This window comes from Pseudomonas sp. LF-5, assembly GCF_037626295.1.
GTDB classification, from domain to species: domain Bacteria; phylum Pseudomonadota; class Gammaproteobacteria; order Pseudomonadales; family Pseudomonadaceae; genus Aquipseudomonas; species Aquipseudomonas monsensis.
On record NZ_JARKMT010000001.1, the window covers coordinates 1,265,059 to 1,284,766 of the forward strand.

Below are 19,708 nucleotides of genomic sequence, written 5' to 3' on the forward strand. Positions count from 1 at the left end.
CGACATGCCAGCCACAAACATCAATATCGGCGAACCATGGATGTGGGGCGCCTTCATCGTCTTCGTGCTTGCCATGCTGGCATTGGACCTGTTTGTCTTCGGTGGGCGCAAGGCGCATCGGGTGTCGGTTCGCGAAGCCTTGTCCTGGGTCATCGCCTGGTGCCTGCTGGCACTGAGTTTCGCGGCGCTGCTCTGGTGGTACCTGCATGGCGCGTTCGGCGCTGACATCGCCCGACAGAAAACCCTCGAATTCCTCACCGGTTATCTGATCGAACAATCGCTGTCGATCGACAACATGTTCGTCTTCGTGATGATCTTCAGCTACTTCGCCGTGCCACCCGAGTTGCAGCGGCGGGTGCTGTTGTACGGCGTGCTTGGCGCCATTGTGATGCGGGCGGTAATGATTTTTGCCGGGGTGTGGCTGGTGTCGCAGTTCGAGTGGCTGCTGTATGCCTTCGGCGTGTTCCTGATCATTACCGGGATCAAGATGCTGGTGTTTGCCGACCATCAACCCGATCTGGAAAAAAATCCGTTGCTGCGCTGGGTGCGCGGGCATATGCGCATCACCAGCGGCTTTCATGGCGAACGGTTTTTCGTCCTGCAGAACGGCGTGCGCTGGGCTACTCCGATGTTCCTGGTGCTGGTGCTGATCGAGGCCAGTGACCTGATGTTCGCGGTCGACAGCATCCCGGCAATCTTCGCGGTCACCACCGATCCATTCATTGTCTTCACTTCGAACATCTTCGCGATCATGGGTCTGCGGGCGCTGTACTTCCTGCTGGCAGACATGGCCGACCGCTTCCATCTGCTCAAGTACGGACTGGCGATGGTGCTGGTGTTCATCGGCGGCAAGATGGTCTTGATGCCGTGGCTGCACATGCCGGTGGAGTGGTCGCTGGCGGTGGTGGGCGGGGTGATTCTGGGGTCGGTGCTGCTGAGTCTGGTGATGACCAGAGAAACCGAACGCAGCACGGAATGACACGCCATAAAAACCTGTGGGAGCGAGCTTGCTCGCGAAAGCGGTGTGTCATTCAACGATGATGCTGGATGATCCGACGCCTTCGCGAGCAAGCTCGCTCCCACAGGGATTTCGTTCAGTCCATATCTATTTGTCAGACTTGATACTGGTCCACACACGGGTGCGCACGCGCTCGATTTTCTGCGGCAACGGTTGCACGACGTAGAGGTTTTTCAGCGCTTCAGGGCTGGGTGTCAGGTTCGGGTTGCCGGTGATTTCCTTGTTGATCAGCGGCATCGAATCCTTGTTCGCATTCGGGTAACCGAGGAAGTCGCTGATCGGTGCAATCACTTTCGGATCGAGCAGGTTATTGAGGAATTCATGGGCCTCGGCGACGTTCTTCGCGCTCTTCGGAATGGCGAAAGTGTCGAACCAGATCGGCGCACCTTCTTTCGGCAAGCGCCAGTCGACCACCACACCGTTGCCGGCTTCTTTGGCGCGGTTGCCGAACTGGTAGAAGCTGCCGGAATAACCGATGGCCACGCAGATGTCGCCGTTGGCAATGTCGGTCATGTACTTGGCCGAGTTGAAATAGGTCACGTACGGGCGAACCTTGAGCATCAACTCCTTGGCTTTTTCATAGTCGGCGGGGTTCTGGCTGTTCGGATCGAGGCCCAGGTAATGCAGGGCCAGCGGCAGGATTTCTGTCGGCGAATCAAGCATCGCCACGCCGCAGGATTTGAGTTTTTCCATGTTCTCCGGTTTGAACACCAGATCCCAACTGTCCACCGGCGCATTGTCGCCCAGTGCCGCTTTTACCTTGGCCGGGTTGAAGCCGATCAACACGGTGCCGACCATGTAAGGCACGCCGTACTGGTTACCCGGATCGTTCTTGCCCAGCAGTTTCAACAGTTCCGGATCCTGGTGGCTCCAGTTCGGCAGTTTCGATTTATCCAGTTTCTGAAACACGCCAGCCTTGATCTGCGTTTCAAGGAACTGGTTCGACGGCACCACCAGGTCATAACCGGAGTTGCCGGTGAGCAATTTGGCTTCCAGCGACTCGTTGGTGTCGAAGGTGTCCCAGGTCACTTTGATACCGCTTTTCGCGGCGAAATCCTTGGGCACCGACGGCAGGATGTAATCCGCCCAGTTGTACACCCGCAGTTCGCGCTGCTCAGCCTGCACGGCACTGGCCAACAGTGTCAGCCCACACACGGTAGCGCCCAGAATACGTTTCATCGTGACCATGGTTGTTCCCCAAAAGGCAGCGTGAGTTCGATGGTTTTTATGTTCTGTACACGGCAGCGGCTGTAAAGGCAGCCAAGGAATTAAGGTTCAGCGTCTGGTTGTGGCTTTGATTCTTGCTGACAGCGTAGCCGGAGCACAGTGGGGGATAGGCCAAAAGGGGATCGTTGTGGCCAATTTGAATGACCACCGGGATGCGGAAACAACAATGCCCGGCAAATGACCGGGCATTGCGTTGAAGCAGATCAGGTCAGTCGGTGTAACCCAACCTCGCCGCCCTGCTCTGCTGAGTCTGGCCGCGTGTTGCCAGGCAGTAATACATCGGAACGGTGACCACCAGGCCAACCAGCCAGGACAAGTCCGCGCCCTCGACAAGATTGGCGTACGGCCCGACGTACAGCGAGGTGTTGGCGAACGGTAACTGCACGAGGATGCCGATAAAGTACGCAATGATCGCGTGCAGATTGAAGTGCCCGTAAACCCCGCCATCGGCGCGGAAGATCGAGGCGATGTCGTAGCAGCCGCGCTTGATCAGGTAGAAGTCGATCAGGTTGATCGACGCCCACGGCACCAGCACCAGCAGCAACGCCAGAATCAGCCCGATGAACTGGGAGATGAAATCCGCCGAGGCACCGAGCGCGACCACACAGCAGCCCGCCAGCACCACGCTCGACAGCACCACACGCACCTTGATGCTCGGCGTCCACTGGCTGGCGAAGGTCTGGATCGAGGTGATGATCGACAGCACCGCGCCATACAGATTAAGGGCGTTGTGGCTGATGATATTGAGCAGGAACAGCACCATCAGCATTGGCCCCAGCCACCCGGTGGACTGCTTGACCGCCGTCATCGCCTCGGTGCCTTCGGGCGTCGCCAGCACGGCTACCGCACCAAAGGTGAACGACAGAATCGTACCCAGCGTCGCCCCGAGGTACGTTGCCCAGAACGGTTTGGCGATACCGATATCCGCTGGCAGATAACGCGAATAGTCGGACACGTACGGCGAGAAACTGATCTGCCAGATGATCCCCAGCGACACCGTCGCCAGCCAGCCCGACAGGTTGAAACTGCCGCGAGTCAGGAAGTCTGCCGGCAAGTCGTGGGCAAAGATGTAGATGAAGCCGGCGAGCAGCGCACTGCCCATCACCCAAGTGCCGATGCGGTTCAGCGTGTGAATGAAGTTGTAGCCGATCACGCCAATCGCCGTAGCCGCCAGTGCACCGATGAGAATGCTCAACGGCGCCGGCACCGACGGCGCGATGCCGACGATGGATTTGCCGGCGAGCACGATGTTGGAGATAAAGAAACCGATGTAGATCAGCGCGGCGAAGAACACGATCAGCAGCGCGCCGTAACGACCGAACTGGCCGCGACTCTGCACCATCTGCGGAATGCCCATGCGCGGCCCCTGCGCCGAGGCCAGTGCGATCACTACGCCACCGATCAGGTGCCCCAGCGCAATCGCCAGCAGCCCCCAGAACAAGTCGAGATGAAACACCTGAACCACGATGGCGCCGGTGACGATGGGCAGTGGCGCAATGTTGGTGCTGAACCAAAGGGTGAAAAGGTCGCGGGCCTTCCCGTGGCGTTCCGCGAGTGGGACGTAGTCGACCGTATGATTCTCGATCAACGGATCTTGCCGGGACATCTGGGACATATGCATGAACTCGAGTTTGTCTGTTCTTATCGTTGTATGAAGCCAAACCGGGGGGACTCTCTGGCCACCTCTCAGATGCAGACCATATTATGGTATTCCAAACAATTCACAAGACTGATCCGTAGTTTGCGACGCTATCTGATGCGTCATCCTCCCTGATATCACGGCTTTGCGACCAGGCGAAAGCCCAGTAAATGCTGAGTTTCCGACGAACGCGGCACATTTATCGGTTCAGCTTAAAAGCCCTTGCAAAGATTAAATACTGGTATACCATCAGACCAACAAACACATAAAAACAGCGTCACAACACCCGAGGATCGTCCAATGATCGATGCCGCCATCTACAAACAAGTCATGGGCTCGTTCCCGTCCGGCGTAACCGTTATCACCACCCTGGACGATGACGGTCAGATCGTCGGCCTGACTGCCAGTGCGTTCAGCTCGCTGTCGATGGACCCGGCGCTGGTGCTGTTCTGCCCCAACTACAGTTCTGATTCCTACCCGGTGCTGATCAAAAATAAACGCTTTGCCATCCACGTCCTGTCCGGCGGCCAGCAAAGCGAAGCCTACGCCTTCGCCCGCAAAGGCAAAGACAAAGCGCAAGGCATCGAATGGACCTTGAGCGAACTGGGTAACCCGATCCTCGCCAACGCGACGGCTATCATCGAATGTGAGCTGTGGCGCGAATACGAAGGCGGCGACCACGCGATCATGGTCGGCGCGGTGAAGAATCTGATAGTGCCCGAGCAGCACACCGGGCCGCTGGTGTATTGCCACGGCAAGATGGGTGCCCTGCCCGTCCTGGCCTGATAAAAGAACAACGCATAACAACTGTGGGAGCGAGCTTGCTCGCGAAGGCGTCTTGTCAATCGCCATAGATGCCGGCTGTTACACCGCCTTCGCGAGCAAGCTCGCTCCCACATGTAGCCTCAACAACAAAAAATCCGAGGAAGCGTCATGAAATTTTCCCTGTTCATCCACATGGAACGCTGGGACGAAAGCGTCAGCCACCGCCAACTGTTCGAAGACCTCACCGAACTGACCCTGATGGCCGAGGCAGGTGGTTTCAGCACCGTGTGGATCGGCGAACACCACGCGATGGAATACACCATCTCGCCAAGCCCGATGCCATTGCTCGCTTACCTCGCGGCCAAAACCACCACCATCCACCTCGGCGCCGGCACCATCATCGCGCCGTTCTGGCACCCGCTGCGCGTAGCCGGGGAATGCGCGTTGCTCGACGTCATCAGCAACGGCCGCATGGAAGTCGGCCTGGCCCGCGGCGCCTACCAAGTTGAATTCGATCGCATGGCCGGCGGCATGCCCGCCTCCGCCGGTGGCCAGGCCCTGCGCGAGATGGTCCCGGTGGTCCGCGCCCTGTGGCAAGGCGACTACGCCCACGATGGTGACATCTGGAAATTCCCCACCTCCACCAGCGTGCCGAAACCGATCCAGAAGCCGAATCCACCGATGTGGATCGCCGCCCGCGACCCGGATTCGCACAACTTCGCCGTGGCCAACGGCTGCAACGTGATGGTCACGCCGCTGATGAAAGGTGACGAAGAAGTCGTCGACCTGAAGAACAAATTCCAGGCCGCCCTGGATAACAATCCAGACGTACCGCGTCCGCAACTGATGGTGCTGCGCCACACCCACGTGCACACCGCCGATAATCCTGATGGCTGGAAAGTCGGCGCGAAAGCCATCTCACGGTTCTATCGCACCTTCGATGCGTGGTTCGGCAACAAGCAAACCCCGGTCAATGGCTTCCTTGCGCCGAGCCCGGAAGAGAAGTTTGCCGGGCGTCCTGAGTTTGAGCTGGAGAGTTTGCACAAGACGGCGATGATTGGTACGCCGGAGGAGATCATTCCGCGGATCAAGTATTACCAGGAACTGGGGGTGGATGAGTTCAGCTTCTGGTGTGACAACAGCTTGCCGCATGAGGAGAAGAAGAAGTCGCTGGAGTTGTTTATCAGGCATGTGGTGCCGGCGTTTCGGTGAGTCACTGCTGATTGCCTGCACCAATAAAAAGTCCCGAGCAATTCGGGGCTTTTTATTTTAAATGGGGAAAATGCATTTTACGGCCTGGGAACTCAGTCACTTTTAAAGAAACATCACACTCGCGCCAATAAACGGCGTGCACGCTCGGACATTTCAGCGTTATCAACCTCGGCTAGCAATTGCAATTTTTCTCTAGCCTTATCGGTACCAATTTCGTGTAAAGCATAAATGCATTTCACACCCAGAGCATGCTCGGAAGCGATATACGGATAGCAGGTCAGCGCCGTCTTGAATAAATAGTCAACCGCCCCAGGGTATCTGAAAACCTTCAATTCCCTTGCAATATTCTCGTGACTGATATGCCAATCTTCGACGAGTAAACGGCATAACACATCCGCGCAGTCCTGAGTGAAACCGAACACCGCACCGAATATCAGTAAGCATTCCACACTGTCAGCATCTTTAATTTCAAGAGCAGTTTCCAGTTCAGCACGCAGGTAATCTTCGGGGATATCCCTACCCTTAAATAGAGACTCAAGAAAACAGTCTTTTGAAATCCCATGCGACACCAGATCAATCATCAAGTCCTGCTGTTGTTTATTCATAGCCCGCCTCCGAAAAAACTGCTCTTATCGCCAGATTTCTATTCATATCCAGGAAAATCAGACGTGATCTCACAAATGAGAAAACGGGGACAGACCACGTTTTCGAAGTATTTTCCAAACGTGGTCTGCCCCCATTTATCCCAGTTCAAACGTGACCAATTCAAATCACATACCATTATACGGATCAGCGATATTATCACCCAGCTCAGCAATTGACTCTCTAATCTCTGCAGCCACCTCAGGCGAAAGATCACTGGCTTCTCGGCTCGATATAAAGTCGAAAAGCTCAACTAATCCAAGGTGTGCAGCAACGACAATCGAGCCCTCGGCAAAACCGAAATCAAGCCCATCCCACCAATTGATCAGGATTTTTTCAATCTGAGCTTTTAGTGGCTGACGCAACTGTCTGTAGGTATGCCACTGACGATCACTTAGCTCTAGCAAAGCCTCTAAAAAATCATGCTTTAATTTTTCAGCGTCAGGCGCCTCTATTAAAAGTTCATAAAATTCCTTTGCCACATCCTCTTCAGGCATCGAGTCGGGAAGCAAGCGGTAATAAGAAATGGGCGTCATCATTTAAAATCCACTTGGGAAACCGTGTATAGACCACGTTTTTTGAATAAATTGCAAAACCGTGGTCCGCCCCTTGTCTAACCGTGGGCACCATAAGAAACGGCCCCCCTTTTCCCCTTCAAATGATCGCCTTTATAGTTTTTATCAACCTGGATGTGTCGCTTAGACAATCAACATCCTCAGTGACGTCAGATACTAGCACCAAAGCATCAATCGTATCTCTGGCCGCTTGAACATTTACAACCCAATAATCTGCCTTGATATCTGCGAGTGCGGAAATCAATTCACCATCATACCGATCCCCTGTCAGAACATCTTCTGACAAAAAACGCGTAGCGATAGTTAATAGATCAGCAATAAACAAATCCTGCCTCAAAGCTCGACATACATCACCGACCTCAAGATTATCAAAATCCGTATCACGAACAGATAGATACCACTCACTCAAAGAGGACATCGGGTCTTCTGGTGACCAAGCAACCGAATATTTTTTTTCCACCTCTCGAAATGTCATATTCCTGCACCATTCAGGGCCGATTCGATTCGGCTAATAGTATCCAACGCTCGTTGACGGGGGAAAACGGGGACAGACCACGTTTTCGAAGTGCTTTCTAAACGTGGTCTGTCCCCATTTATCACGCATGATTCAGCCATCTACGTACGGGCAAGATTTTAGCACTGCATCAACTTCCTGCCTTGCAAGCTCCGCCCATTCAGGTTTTATTTCACCAAGGGGAGAAAACGGGGACAGACCACGTTTTCGAATTGCTTCTAAACGTGGTCTGTCCCCATTTATCCTCAATCTTTCCTGCAAGCTGACCCATTCGAGGATCGTTGAGCTGGCCAAATACTCGATCAGCAATTGAGAAGTTTTTTGCGGAACCAGCAATTTCGCCTGCGCCTTTTGCACCGACTAATTATCGACTATGGGCAATATTCAACCATATAACCACTCTCTAGTTCTTGTTGTATTGATTTGGCCAGTTGCTTCCCCTCGGCTATATGCCGAAGCTCTGCCTCAGCCGTGGTAAAACCAGAATCGGGCGGATAGTCGCTGTTGAACGTCGCCTGATACTCACCGTCCCACTTATTGATTTTCGCCCTCAGCTCTGGAGACAGGGGCAAATCTTCAATATCAACGTGCCCCATTCTATCCGGATCTGGACAGAATAGCGGCCCGGCTAAATACTCACTCGTTAGTCTTAACCTAATCATGGCAATGGCTTCCAAGAACTGACCGGATTAGCTCGAACAACGAAGCCGTTTGAGCCTACCCCAACTGCAATGTTTTGCTCAACACCATTGTACGTAATGCGGTAAACATTAGCCGAACCATTGGTCCCGACAACTTGCCCACGTTCAAGAGCATTCATTACCACATCACGCGAGATGCCTTTATTGACAATAATCGACTTCGTGTCGCTTGTAGATGTGCTGCAATCCGGCAGCATCAGTGCCCTTTTCCAACCAGACGGTTCGGCCATCTGGCAATCTACGGATATCAACCACATTTCCTGGCGTGATCTTAGTACCTGCCGGCAAGCCCGAGATCAATTCGTCCCTCGTCAGAGTGGAACCTGACACTCCTTTTGCACCGACGGCAAAATAAAAGCCATGCTAATTAATTTATTAAACTATCCACTCCACCTCAAAATCAGCTAGCTGAGCCTGAAGCCCTGCCTCATTCTCGAACCAGTAGTCAAACCCTTCAACATCACTTTTCTTCAAGTAAAGATAATACCCGCCAGTGTCGCCATCACGGTCGTCCGCAACAACAATTTCCCAGCCAGAATATTCGCCAGTGACAACAATACCCTTCCGAGCGATAGACATATCCATATCCTAGTCCGCATAGGGAACATGATTGTTAGAAATATATTTTCCAGTCACAGGGTCTTTAACTCCGAAATGTACATGCGGAACTCCCGGAGCGTGTGCTCCTGATATAGATCCTGAGTCGATACGGAACTCCTTGGTGCCATCAGCGCTGTGAAACACCCCGGAGCCGGGCTTACCGATTTCCCTGTACTCGGGACCGAGATATTTTTGCCCTGCCGATAGAGCCTCATCGGTTGTGAGCGTCATAGAACTCGTGAAATTTTTCTTACCAGATAGAGTTTCATTGATAACTTGATCTACACGCTGCCCAGCACCTGCTTCCAGTTGAATCTGTTTTTCAGCATTAACAAAGGTTTTCCAGCTTTCAGTAGGACCAGCTAGTGGAGTGCGTGGAGTAGCTGTTGCTTTTGTACCATCAAACCCTGACTAAGACAAACTCCAAAAAAGTATCGCGATCTGAAATCAACTCAATGAAATCCCTAGCCGACTTTCTAGACATGGCAGGAAATGCTTCACCGGCAGCCACCGCCAAGGTAGAAAAATCCGCAATACAGTCTAAGTCAGGGATTCTTTTATCCCCTACAATTTTAAACCCTTCAATTCCGAGCACAGCCGCATCGCGTGTATCACAATAATTCAGCAACTCATGACTATCGCTCAAGTTAAATAACGGCACACCGCACCAAAGTCTGGTTGGTTCAGGTCCAAAGCCCAAAAAAACAAACTCCTTCATTGCTCTACTCCCATGGTGCGACCCAGTTTTTATCATTTTTATCTGATACCTGCACGATTGCACCAGTCCGGTCATTCCGAACAACGTACGAACCATCTTTGGCTACATAACCAGTTGCGGGATCATTGAGCCGCGTACCCGAGACTGGGAAAAAACGGGGACAGACCACGTTTTCGAAGTATTTTCCAAACGTGGTCTGCCCCCATTTATCCCAGTTCAAACGTGACCAATTCAAATCACATACCATTATACGGATCAGCGATATTATCACCCAGCTCAGCAATTGACTCTCTAATCTCTGCAGCCACCTCAGGCGAAAGCTCACTGGCTTCTCGGCTCGATATAAAGTCGAAAAGCTCAACTAATCCAAGGTGTGCAGCAACGACAATCGAGCCCTCGGCAAAACTGAAATCACGCGCATCCCACCAATTGATCAGGATTTTTTCAATCTGAGCTTTTAGTGGCTGACGCAACTGTTTGTAGGTATGCCACTGACGATCACTTAGTTCGAGCAAAGCCTCTAAAAAATCATGCTTCAATTTTTCAGAGTCAGGCGCCTCTTTTAAAAGTTCATAAAATTCCTTTGCCACATCCTCTTCAGGCATCGAGTCGGGAAGCAAGCGGTAATAAGAAATGGTCTTCATCATTTAAAATCCACTTGGAAAAACGTGGATAGACCACGTTTTTTGAATAAATTGTAGAAAACGGGGACAGACCACGTTTTCGAAGTGCTTTCTAAACGTGGTCTGTCCCCATTTATTCCTGTTTCATCTTTATCCACAAGAGGTAAAATTTTTCAACAAATCCATTTTATCAACGTCCAGGCATGACACTTCAATTGATAATAATTCACCTCTTGAGGAAACCCCAAAACTCACTGAGCCATTTCTTACTAACTGAACAATTTCCTGCTGCACATCAAAGACGATACAAGCTCTATCGGCATCCACAAACAGATCAAATCCAACACTGAAATCATCTAAAAATCTATTTGAATAACTTTCACGACTCGCCCACCCGTCCACACAAAAAAGCGGAACCCCGACGTCAAACGCGCAACTTTCCACCTGACATTCGTAATGCTGCAATGCCACAGAAGGAATAGTTACAACAGTTACACTTATAATCTTCCCAGTGGAGGCACTTAAACCGACTTCCAAAAGAGAATCCTTACCATTGCCCGCACGCCAATAGAGGGGCGACGCATCGCGGCCCGCCCCAAACCGAACTGTCAAAGGCACGTATTCATCGACTTCGACAACATTGCCTTCACACTCACCAATATCATTAATTTTCAGCATGATTATTTATAAAGTGCATGTTTAACTACCGGAGGCGGCTCTCCGGGAGAAACGGGGACAGACCACGTTTTCGAAGTATTTTCCAAACGTGGTCTGCCCCCATTTATCCCAGTTCAAACGTGACCAATTCAAATCACATACCATTATACGGATCAGCGATATTATCACCCAGCTCAGCAATTGACTCTCTAATCTCTGCAGCCACCTCAGGCGAAAGCTCACTGGCTTCTCGGCTCGATATAAAGTCGAAAAGCTCAACTAATCCAAGGTGTGCAGCAACGACAATCGAGCCCTCGGCAAAACTGAAATCACGCGCATCCCACCAATTGATCAGGATTTTTTCAATCTAAGCTTTTAGTGGCTGACGCAACTGTTTGTAGGTATGCCACTGACGATCACTTAGCTCTAGCAAAGCCTCTAAAAAATCATGCTTCAATTCTTCAGAGTCAGGCGCCTCTTTTAAAAGTTCATAAAATTCCTTTGCCACATTATCTTCAGGCATCGAGTCGGGAAGCAAGCGATAATAAGAAATGGTCTTCATCATTTAAAATCCACTTGGAAAAACGTGGATAGACCACGTTTTTTGAATAAATTGCAAAACCGTGGTCCGCCCCCTTGTCTAAACGTGGTCTGCCCCCATTTATTGCCGTAGTAGAAATGTGGGCACCATAAGAAACGGGCCCCCTTTTCCCCTTCAAATGATCGCCTTTATAGTTTTTATCGACCTGGATGTGTCGCTTAGACAATCAACATCCTCAGTGACATCAGATACTCGCACCAAAGCATCAATCGTATCTCTGGCCGCTTGAACATTTACAACCCAATAATCTGCCTTGATATCTGCGAGTGCGGAAATCAATTCACCATCATACCGATCCCCTGTCAAAACATCTTCTGACAAAAAACGCGTAGCGATAGTTAATAGATCAGCAATAAACAAATCCTGCCTCAAAGCTCGACATACATCACCGACCTCAAGATTATCAAAATCCGTATCACGAACAGACAGATACCACTCACTCAAAGAGGACATCGGGTCTTCTGGTGACCAAGCAACCGAATATTTTTTTTCCAACTCTCGAAATGTCATATTCCTGCACCATTCAGGGCCGATTCGATTGGGCTAATAGGGGAAAACGGGGACAGACCACGTTTTCGAAGTGCTTTCTAAACGTGGTCTGTCCCCATTTATCACGCATGATTCAGCCATCTACGTACGGGCAAGATTTTAGCACTGCATCAACTTCCTGCCTTGCAAGCTCCGCCCATTCAGGTTTTATTTCACCAAGTAGCTGTACCAATCGTGAAAAATAAACTCTTCTCGTATCGCATTTATCCACTCTGTTATCTAGCTCATACTTGACAGCCATCTGGCGCACGGCTCTGTTCACAATCCAATAAAGCAACTCATTCAAGGATTCGGTCGATTTATTATATATTTCAAAACCTCTCTCAGAAGACACGTAGCTATAACCATCGTCGTGAACTTCGACGTAAGGCGCCCCATCATCTGCGGGAGCAGACAAGACGATCAGCGACGACTTCGGCGCATTAATCCTTCCTCCAAGCTCATAAACTATAGATTGTACTTCATGAATAGAGGCAACCATTTTTACCGTACCTCTCTTATAAAGTGATGGAGAAAACGGAGAAAGCGGGGACAGACCACGTTTTCGAAGTGCTTTCTAAACGTGGTCTGTCCCCATTTATCCTCCATTTATCCCTATCTAAACGTGGTCTGCCCCCCATTTACCCTCAAGCCCTCCTAACTGATTGAAACGGGACAGATTCCATGCCGAGTTGTGAGAACATAAGATTCAAGACCATTTTCCTCAGGAATTATCTCAAGCAACTTACGATCATCAAACATTATTACCAACTTCTCTCCTTTTTCTAAACCCGCTTCTTTCACACGACGATTCAATAGTTCAAAAATGACGACAGCACTATGAAGATGTTCGCCGTGCCCATATTTCAACGCCCCCTCATCACCGCAGGCGAAGGGGCACTGAATCAGCACTGACACACTATTATCAAAAATCAGAACAAGCGATCCTATTCCGACAATCACGCCTGTAAGAATTGCTGATTTAAACTCAGCCAAATCTCTCTGTTCAATCATTATTACCACCTCATCTTTTTGGCGGAAAGGTATCAGGTGCCAAAGGCACATATGTATGTCCTCTCGTGCCGGTTCCGCCTGTCGCCGGGTTAATCGGTTGCCCATTTTTCACCGAGATCCAATAACCATTTTCCAACCCTGGAACAGGAGTGGAGCCAGCAGGCATTAATCGGATATACGTACTTCCCGGTGCTGATGGATCCGTACCAAGCGGAAAATAAATAGAGATAAAAAGGGGACAGACCACGTTTTCAGAGTGTTTTCTAAACGTGGCCTGCCCCCATTTATCCCTTTTATTTAAGACTAATAGCGAATCCACTTTCCTGTAGAGATTAATTCCGGACTATCTGGATCAACCAAATAAAGCCACTCTGGATCATGCCCTACGGTTCCAACCAAAACACCTAGTGAATTTGGATGCTCGGGCATCGCACCTGAATGTATGGCGCCTATATAACTGCCTTCCCCATAAGGATTGTGCAACTGAAAACGTAATGCACCATCAACATTGTAGATCGCAGCGTTGTGAGGACACCCGAAGAACCAAGGTGCTTCAGAAGAGTTAAACCTGGATGGCTCTTCATTAAAAACGACCAGCACTCCAGTCCTATCTGGCAATATGCATGGGATGCCCGCAGCAGAAAACAAAACTTCCGAACCGGCATCAGAAACTATGTATTTTCTTATTTCTACAACCTTACTCACACGCACATACTTAACTTGCGTCATTTCAACTTCAAAATCAGTTCTACGCCCCTGCCAATCGTAAAAACTTTCAAAGATCGTTCCATCAGCATGCACCACCTCACTCCTTATACGAGAAACAAGATCAATCATTTCAACAACCTCAAACTATCAATATTAGCATCATAGAACTCAGGATTCGTACGAGGGGTTTTATCCATAAGATTTCTCAGGAAGGAAAAAGGGGACAGACCACGTTTTCACTAAATGATCGATTTTTTTGGCCGTCCCGGGCTCCCTCGCTGCACGCGACGACCGATCATTTCCTCGACATCAACAGCAAACTTTGAACCGCCAAAAACATTATTTCCATTGGTCGCGTCACGAAGCTGGTCAACCAATTCCGACTCTAAGTCATTTTTGAACAGTTCGCGGTAAGCTTCTGCCGGCTGCCCGCCCTGCCCTCCAAGCGCCAAATACTGAGCATGAGGGGTAACAATGTGTGATCGCTCTGATTGTGTGTTAACACGGTAACTTGACCAGCGATATTCTGCCGGATGATTTACCATTTTCGCTCTGACGGGATTCATTTCGATGTATCGATAACAGCACAACAAATATCGTTCACTCTCAACAAGGCATGAACGATACCGGCCTTCCCACAAACTTCCGCTGCGACTATAAGCACGATTTATGTATTGGACGTATCTCTGGCCGACACCTTTCATCAGCAGGCTTGCGCTGTTGGCATAATGAGGACTGACTAACAAGTGAACATGATTGGTCATTAGGCACCACGCATGAATATCACATTCATTTTTAGAAGCCTGTTCGACTAAAAGCTCCAGATAAAAAAGATAGTCTTCGTCGGTAAAAAAACACACAGACCTATTGTTTCCTCGCTGAATCAAGTGCAACGGTACGCCTGGTATCAAAATTCTTGGTCTACGCGGCATCGATGAATCCTTTCAATTGGTCGAACTGAAAGCTTAGCGGGCCGCAAGGCACAAATGACGGCAAATTTTTACGTATTGTTGCAGTCAACTACATTAAACGTGGTCTGACCCCATTTATCTTGTCAGGACATTCTGACCAGCCATGCCGCTGCCAACTCTACAACTCTTCAATACCTTCAATTACGCCACCCACTGCCCCCCGAGGCAGCAACGCCTCATGGACAATGTTGCCAAAGTCCTTACTCCAGACCAGCCTGTCCGCATGCTCTGTTTTTTGAAAATAAATAAACAGACCGGCGTCCCCCAAGAAGGTGCACGTCATATCTTGCACGCCTTCTAGAATGGCGGACTCCCCTTTGAAAAAATAACGATGCGCGGAAGCGAATAATTCTTTTGCAGAAATCGCTGAATCGCCCTCCTCTATATTTTCAAATTCCATTTTTGCGTAGAAGTTCACGGCAGTTTTAAGCTCGGCGACATCCACGACATCAAGGAGCCTTTCCCCACCAACAAACAACGAAAACAAGCCGTTTACCCAGAAACAACTTGAATCAGTCCAATCTCTCACTACATCAAACTGAATTGAGAATATAAACGGATCGCCGTAAATCATTTCAATCTTACTCCTAGCGCCTTTTGCACTGCCGCCGGTATATAACTAGCCAACATGGGTTTCCGGCGTCACCAAATAAAAAGGGGACAGACCATAAAAAGGGCATAAAAAGCATAAAAAGGGGACAGACCACGTTTTCGGAGTACTTTTTAAACGTGGTCTGTCCCCATTTATCCTTTATTAGCTGTTTAGCAAAATCAATATCCCGCTGACTGTAAGGATATTTTCCGGGCGGTTGATTATCGGCATTACGAACTAGATCACTCAGTCTATTGCTAACCTCGATGGCTTTTTGCTCAGGGTAAAAAGGGGCCAAGGGTAAAAAGGGGTCAGACCACGTTTTCAGAGTGCTTTCTAAACGTGGTCTTTCCCCATTTATCCTCAGAGCCTAGAGTAGATTTGAGGGGATCCCTCAGGGTCTGTCCCCATTTACCAATACCCCCAAGACTTGCTTCTTTGACTGGATCGTCATCCTGCACATCAAAGTCATTACTTCTTTTGCGGATAAAACAGACCAAATCTTGTATAAACCTGATCCATTCTCACTCATTCTCTGTCAGTCCAGACTGAATTTAACCTGAGTACCGTCTGGTAAATTTTTAATCTTATCGGCTATATCCGCTCTGAGCCGCATGCCTTCTACAGCATCGGCAACATATAAATTATCCAAGGAAAAATCACCGCCCATTACAAAAGGCACCTTGGGCAGCAAACGCATCCCTGCACGAACTGGACCATTGCGCTTTTGCCACTGATGAGCCAACGGATAGCCTGTCAATACTTCATAGTCGTGCAGAACTACTTCAGCCCAGCTTTCAACATCCGCAGCCAAGTACTCTAAAGAGCCAGTTTCCGGATCAAAAATGTAGATATTGCCATCCTTGATACAGAACTGCCCACCAAAGATATCTTCAGCAAAAAAGACAACGTTATCGGCTAGGCCTTTGTAGCTACTGCGCCACAGGTCAGCGTGATTCCAATCAGATATGCCCATTTCACTTTGACTGGAATCGCTTGGAAAAACATGCAGCGCGCCTTCAAAAGCATAGAAGCCATTGCGCTGACGCAGTACATCAAAAAGTTGTTCCGTCGAAGTCCCTGCCATGTTGCGTATTGGCCCAGACAGTTCTGGTTCACACTCACTCAAGGATGAACTTGCAATCGATAACAACTTATCCAAATTATTCATAATCTAATCTATCACCTCTATTCTAACCTTCGTCCCGTTAGGCAACTCTCTGCATTGAGCGCCAATACAAGCGCCTGCCCCACGGTTATCACCAGCGGTGATATGCCTTACCGAGGCTCCCTGCCCCCCTTCCTGGAACATGGCGGGCGGATATTCATCACGGTCGAGGCCCGGTTTTGTTTCAATTCCGCGCAAAGAATCACGCCTGCGCGTTGCCGCATTATCTCGATCTATGGTCAACGTGTCAGGCTTTCCTGCGCCGATGGCATCTTCAATATGTTGCGCCGACTCTGGGTAGCGATCTTTGCTGATCGTGACGACTTTTTCAGTACCGCCTGCGCCGCCAGCGGCCCCTTTTGCACCAAAGGAAACTCAGACAAACGAAATGTCTAACCTATCGACCCGCCATGAAATCAGCTTCCCCTCAAGGAAACCAAAATCCGCCAGAAAAATCTCATCACAGAAGGTCAATCCACTACAGCACAAGCAGCCATCCCTCAACTCGCCGATAATTCTGTATGAATAGCCTGGACCTTCTCTAAGGACTGAGGGTGTGACATGAGAAATCTCTTGAACAATATACTCACCAAAAACCATGGGTAACAACTCTGCCCGATACACTCGCCCTATCTCAAGCTGATAGGGAAGATAGCTTGCAAAGCAGGTAAGCCGCTGACCACATACAACAATCGAGACTTCCTCTTCTATTTCAGAATTGACGCCATCAACAAGCACCGAATAAATCATGGTATAGGCCTTATAATTTTATCTTTAGGATCACCATTCAACATCTTCCAAAAACTCTTACCACTTTCCACATGGATTGTAGTGATGGCACCATCAGAATTAGTTCCTACAAATCCATACTTCGCATCTCCACGGGACGAATTACCCATAAACTGCACGTAGCCAGTTCGCATTTCGCCCTTGTACAGATACTGATCCTTATCCCCGCCTTGCATAATGTCCTTGCCCACCTGCAAATATTCAGTAGACGACTTTGCCCCAAATTCAGCACCGTGTTTTTCAAAGTGACCAATCAGCTTTGCTTCATCAGCAAAACTAGCCGACCTCACATTTACAGTCGCTTTTGCACCAACTGCCTCTGTTCTTCAACTAAACTCTCATTTTAAGAAGCGAAATCTTACTATCAGAAAATTTAACCATATCATCTACAACTGATAGACACTCATTAGACTCAATCACACTAAGCCCGCAGCCTCCAAAATCCAAATACACTCCAACGCAACCTTCATCGATATCACTAATCCTGTACTCATATACCGACAAAACTTTCAATCCTAGATACTTATCCAACCCACTTAACGACTTAATCGGGTACGCAAACTCATCATTTATTTCAGACAACTCCAGCAATTCCGGATCTGAATCTAACTTTAAAAACCTTGACACGCCCTCGCTAATTGTTAGTGACACCCACCCAGAGCCAGACAACTTAAAAAACAATACCAAAAACTCACAAACCAAATTTCCGCTCATAAAAAATGAGCGAAATCTGACATCGCGCAATACCTCATTGATCAGCACAGCTTTTCGCCCTCCACATTAAAATTTAGATGACTTCTCTGGAATCAATGTATCAAACTCGTACTTCCCATCTGGCAATACTCGCAGACTTACGGTGCTATTAGTATTGGAGCTGTACACATGAATGAGGTCATAATTTCCTCGCACAGTTGAGCTGGGGATCAATGGACTCACAGACGTAACGTTCTCTAAGGTTTCTTTAACCGTCGCTTTAGCCTGCTCTACACCGGCCCTGCTTGTTTCATAGGGCAGGCGACCCTCACCAATTTTTGTTCCCAGTTTTTTGTTGAGGTTAGCCGACTGTGATGCAAAGAAGTCATCTACCTCTCCAAAACCAGGAACATTCTGGATACCTTTTGCACCAGCAGCTTAAGCTATTTTTCTAGCAGATCCTCGACCGTAGGCCTATCAATTTCTCTGAAGACTACTTCTATCTCGTGCCCTTCGTCACCAACCCAATCAAAGACCGCGTCACGTAAAATCTCAAGGTATACCTGTAGATCCTCTCTTGGCAATTCTGGAAGAGTCACATGTACAAGGACGATTTTGTGGCATGGAATCCAGCTAAGATCTCTTAAGCAATCATATAAGGCATCCCAGTTAAATCCAAAATACCCCGGCAACCAAAGTAGGTAATACAGCGATCTTATCAATTCCTCTGCAATCCCAATGGACGGGTCAATCCGCACATAAAAAACCTCGGCCGCGTCATATGAAGGCGGGATGTCCACAAACTTGAATGGCAACATTTTCGACAGGCCTCAATTTTTTATCGGGATGAAGGTTTTGTAGTGGTCGGCTGTGTAATACATTTCGGCGCCTTTTCCTACGACGATTCGCTGAGGTCCTGGCCCTGCAATACCGGGCGTAGGATGGACGTATTCAGTGTAGTAACCGGCTGGTTTCTGCGGCAGATCCGATGCGCGATTCTGGAATATAGAGCCGTCGTTTCGATGAGGGAAAGATCCACCTGACTTTATCCGATCCAAGGTTGGGCCAAGATCAACTGTGCCTTGGAGGACCTGACCAGTTTTTTGATCAACAACCTTGATGCCATCGATGAATCGAGTAGTGTCTTTTGCACCACCCGCAAAATAATCCGGAGGCAAATCACAAGGCCCAGTGTTGTGTACCCAGGTCTTGAGTTCGCCAACGTAGAACGTATGCCCCACATCGACCGTCAGATTGTATGTTTTGCCCTCGGGCAGGTACAGCTCAAGCGATTCGACTTCGGACGAGGTGTTTTCGGTGTCGCCATCAGCCAGTGACTGCAGCAGATCACCCGGTTCCAGATCTTTGACAGGAATGAAATCACGTTTGGCGGGTACATAGAAGGGGTGGCTCGGCGTAACCAGCAGGGTTTCGCCTTCCACTGCGCCAGCGCCACGAACACTTTTGAGCTTGAGGCGGTAGATCGGCTGATCCGAACGCTGATGCGTTGCCAGAATGGCGGCAGCGAACGGCTTGCCCCCTTTCTCAGGCTTGCTCCAGACAACATCTCCCACCTTGAGCGACTCAATAACGCGGTCGCCTTGCGGTGTAGAAACTTTCGGGTAAAAAGGGGTCAGACCACGTTTTCAGAGTGCTTTCTAAACGTGGTCTGTCCCCATTTATCCTCAGAGCCTAGAGTAGATTTGTGGGGATCCCTCAGGGTCTGTCCCCATTTACCAATACCCCCAAGACT

29 protein-coding genes are annotated in these 19,708 nt (G+C 49.4%); 3 read left to right on the plus strand and 26 right to left on the minus strand.

The features are described from left to right. Positions 1-4: 4 nt before the first annotated feature. A complete protein-coding gene (locus tag PseuLF5_RS05635) occupies positions 5-979 on the plus strand; it encodes a TerC family protein (protein ID WP_340133126.1) in 975 nt (324 codons plus the stop codon). Positions 980-1,105: 126 nt separating this feature from the next. Here the strand turns inward: PseuLF5_RS05635 and PseuLF5_RS05645 are convergent, their stop codons facing one another. Together PseuLF5_RS05645 and PseuLF5_RS05650 are read right to left on the minus strand one after the other, a co-directional pair. After that, positions 1,106-2,206 (minus strand): polyamine ABC transporter substrate-binding protein, encoded by a 1,101-nt coding sequence (locus PseuLF5_RS05645; protein ID WP_340133127.1) that lies wholly within the window; start codon positions 2,204-2,206, stop codon positions 1,106-1,108. Between the two features lie 247 nt (positions 2,207-2,453). Next, positions 2,454-3,860, minus strand: a complete 1,407-nt coding sequence (locus PseuLF5_RS05650; RefSeq protein ID WP_340133128.1) for a purine-cytosine permease family protein — start codon at positions 3,858-3,860, stop codon at positions 2,454-2,456. 324 nt (positions 3,861-4,184) lie between these two features. Between PseuLF5_RS05650 and PseuLF5_RS05655 the strand changes: the two genes are divergently transcribed. Both PseuLF5_RS05655 and PseuLF5_RS05660 read left to right on the plus strand, forming a co-directional pair. Next, complete coding sequence (locus tag PseuLF5_RS05655; RefSeq protein WP_003225754.1) at positions 4,185-4,670, plus strand: flavin reductase family protein; 486 nt, start codon at positions 4,185-4,187, stop codon at positions 4,668-4,670. Positions 4,671-4,817: 147 nt separating this feature from the next. Continuing rightward, complete coding sequence (locus PseuLF5_RS05660) at positions 4,818-5,861, plus strand: LLM class flavin-dependent oxidoreductase (protein WP_340133129.1); 1,044 nt, start codon at positions 4,818-4,820, stop codon at positions 5,859-5,861. Between the two features lie 113 nt (positions 5,862-5,974). Here PseuLF5_RS05660 and PseuLF5_RS05665 read toward each other — a convergent pair whose 3' ends face one another. The 24 genes from PseuLF5_RS05665 to PseuLF5_RS05775 all read right to left on the minus strand — a co-directional run bounded on the left by PseuLF5_RS05665 (position 5,975) and on the right by PseuLF5_RS05775 (position 19,592). Beyond that, positions 5,975-6,466, minus strand: a complete 492-nt coding sequence (locus PseuLF5_RS05665) for a hypothetical protein (protein WP_340133130.1) — start codon at positions 6,464-6,466, stop codon at positions 5,975-5,977. 165 nt (positions 6,467-6,631) lie between these two features. Further along, positions 6,632-7,042 (minus strand): hypothetical protein, encoded by a 411-nt coding sequence (locus PseuLF5_RS05670; protein ID WP_340133131.1) that lies wholly within the window; start codon positions 7,040-7,042, stop codon positions 6,632-6,634. Between the two features lie 115 nt (positions 7,043-7,157). After that, the gene (locus PseuLF5_RS05675; RefSeq protein ID WP_340133132.1) at positions 7,158-7,553 is read right to left on the minus strand and encodes a contact-dependent growth inhibition system immunity protein; all 396 of its coding nucleotides are present in this window, start codon (positions 7,551-7,553) and stop codon (positions 7,158-7,160) included. Positions 7,554-7,685: 132 nt separating this feature from the next. Continuing rightward, positions 7,686-7,949, minus strand: a complete 264-nt coding sequence (locus PseuLF5_RS05680) for a hypothetical protein (protein ID WP_340133133.1) — start codon at positions 7,947-7,949, stop codon at positions 7,686-7,688. Between the two features lie 14 nt (positions 7,950-7,963). After that, positions 7,964-8,269, minus strand: coding sequence for a hypothetical protein (locus PseuLF5_RS05685; RefSeq protein ID WP_322374353.1), 306 nt, complete (start codon positions 8,267-8,269; stop codon positions 7,964-7,966). Next, the gene (locus PseuLF5_RS05690) at positions 8,251-8,523 is read right to left on the minus strand and encodes a hypothetical protein (RefSeq protein ID WP_340133134.1); all 273 of its coding nucleotides are present in this window, start codon (positions 8,521-8,523) and stop codon (positions 8,251-8,253) included. Before PseuLF5_RS05690 ends, PseuLF5_RS05685 begins: the two co-directional genes overlap by 19 nt. A gap of 145 nt (positions 8,524-8,668) precedes the next feature. Beyond that, complete coding sequence (locus PseuLF5_RS05695; RefSeq protein WP_222833115.1) at positions 8,669-8,878, minus strand: hypothetical protein; 210 nt, start codon at positions 8,876-8,878, stop codon at positions 8,669-8,671. Positions 8,879-9,293: 415 nt separating this feature from the next. After that, positions 9,294-9,611 carry a hypothetical protein gene (locus PseuLF5_RS05700; protein ID WP_340133135.1) on the minus strand — a complete coding sequence of 106 codons (318 nt, stop codon included), beginning with the start codon at positions 9,609-9,611 and terminating at the stop codon, positions 9,294-9,296. Positions 9,612-9,615: 4 nt separating this feature from the next. Next, entirely contained in the window at positions 9,616-9,858 is a 243-nt protein-coding gene (locus PseuLF5_RS28135; protein WP_445262408.1) for a colicin E5-related ribonuclease, read from the minus strand. Beyond that, positions 9,848-10,258 (minus strand): hypothetical protein, encoded by a 411-nt coding sequence (locus PseuLF5_RS05705; protein ID WP_322374355.1) that lies wholly within the window; start codon positions 10,256-10,258, stop codon positions 9,848-9,850. Before PseuLF5_RS05705 ends, PseuLF5_RS28135 begins: the two co-directional genes overlap by 11 nt. A 126-nt stretch (positions 10,259-10,384) precedes the next feature. Next, positions 10,385-10,912, minus strand: a complete 528-nt coding sequence (locus tag PseuLF5_RS05710) for a hypothetical protein (RefSeq protein ID WP_340133136.1) — start codon at positions 10,910-10,912, stop codon at positions 10,385-10,387. 346 nt (positions 10,913-11,258) lie between these two features. Next, a complete protein-coding gene (locus tag PseuLF5_RS05715) occupies positions 11,259-11,456 on the minus strand; it encodes a hypothetical protein (RefSeq protein WP_123467925.1) in 198 nt (65 codons plus the stop codon). Between the two features lie 150 nt (positions 11,457-11,606). Next, on the minus strand, positions 11,607-12,002 hold the full coding sequence (locus PseuLF5_RS05720; RefSeq protein WP_340133137.1) for a contact-dependent growth inhibition system immunity protein: 396 nt from the start codon (positions 12,000-12,002) through the stop codon (positions 11,607-11,609). Positions 12,003-12,114: 112 nt separating this feature from the next. Further along, the gene (locus PseuLF5_RS05725; protein WP_340133138.1) at positions 12,115-12,522 is read right to left on the minus strand and encodes an Imm63 family immunity protein; all 408 of its coding nucleotides are present in this window, start codon (positions 12,520-12,522) and stop codon (positions 12,115-12,117) included. A gap of 155 nt (positions 12,523-12,677) precedes the next feature. Then, on the minus strand, positions 12,678-13,034 hold the full coding sequence (locus PseuLF5_RS05730; protein WP_340133139.1) for a hypothetical protein: 357 nt from the start codon (positions 13,032-13,034) through the stop codon (positions 12,678-12,680). 303 nt (positions 13,035-13,337) lie between these two features. Then, positions 13,338-13,871 (minus strand): hypothetical protein, encoded by a 534-nt coding sequence (locus tag PseuLF5_RS05735; RefSeq protein ID WP_340133140.1) that lies wholly within the window; start codon positions 13,869-13,871, stop codon positions 13,338-13,340. A gap of 110 nt (positions 13,872-13,981) precedes the next feature. Then, positions 13,982-14,674: a transposase gene (locus PseuLF5_RS05740; RefSeq protein ID WP_340133141.1), complete on the minus strand. Its 693-nt coding sequence runs from the start codon at positions 14,672-14,674 to the stop codon at positions 13,982-13,984. A gap of 157 nt (positions 14,675-14,831) precedes the next feature. Next, the gene (locus PseuLF5_RS05745) at positions 14,832-15,287 is read right to left on the minus strand and encodes an Imm42 family immunity protein (protein WP_128615622.1); all 456 of its coding nucleotides are present in this window, start codon (positions 15,285-15,287) and stop codon (positions 14,832-14,834) included. A gap of 556 nt (positions 15,288-15,843) precedes the next feature. Beyond that, positions 15,844-16,476: an SMI1/KNR4 family protein gene (locus PseuLF5_RS05750; protein WP_340133142.1), complete on the minus strand. Its 633-nt coding sequence runs from the start codon at positions 16,474-16,476 to the stop codon at positions 15,844-15,846. 3 nt (positions 16,477-16,479) lie between these two features. Continuing rightward, a complete protein-coding gene (locus PseuLF5_RS28140) occupies positions 16,480-16,617 on the minus strand; it encodes a hypothetical protein (RefSeq protein ID WP_445262414.1) in 138 nt (45 codons plus the stop codon). A 231-nt stretch (positions 16,618-16,848) separates the two neighbouring features. Next, on the minus strand, positions 16,849-17,223 hold the full coding sequence (locus PseuLF5_RS05760; RefSeq protein ID WP_057006049.1) for a hypothetical protein: 375 nt from the start codon (positions 17,221-17,223) through the stop codon (positions 16,849-16,851). Continuing rightward, positions 17,220-17,552: a hypothetical protein gene (locus PseuLF5_RS05765; RefSeq protein ID WP_340133144.1), complete on the minus strand. Its 333-nt coding sequence runs from the start codon at positions 17,550-17,552 to the stop codon at positions 17,220-17,222. Before PseuLF5_RS05765 ends, PseuLF5_RS05760 begins: the two co-directional genes overlap by 4 nt. An 846-nt stretch (positions 17,553-18,398) precedes the next feature. After that, positions 18,399-18,773 carry a barstar family protein gene (locus PseuLF5_RS05770; RefSeq protein WP_322374350.1) on the minus strand — a complete coding sequence of 125 codons (375 nt, stop codon included), beginning with the start codon at positions 18,771-18,773 and terminating at the stop codon, positions 18,399-18,401. 12 nt (positions 18,774-18,785) lie between these two features. Continuing rightward, positions 18,786-19,592, minus strand: coding sequence for a polymorphic toxin-type HINT domain-containing protein (locus PseuLF5_RS05775; RefSeq protein ID WP_340133279.1), 807 nt, complete (start codon positions 19,590-19,592; stop codon positions 18,786-18,788). Positions 19,593-19,708 lie beyond the last annotated feature (116 nt).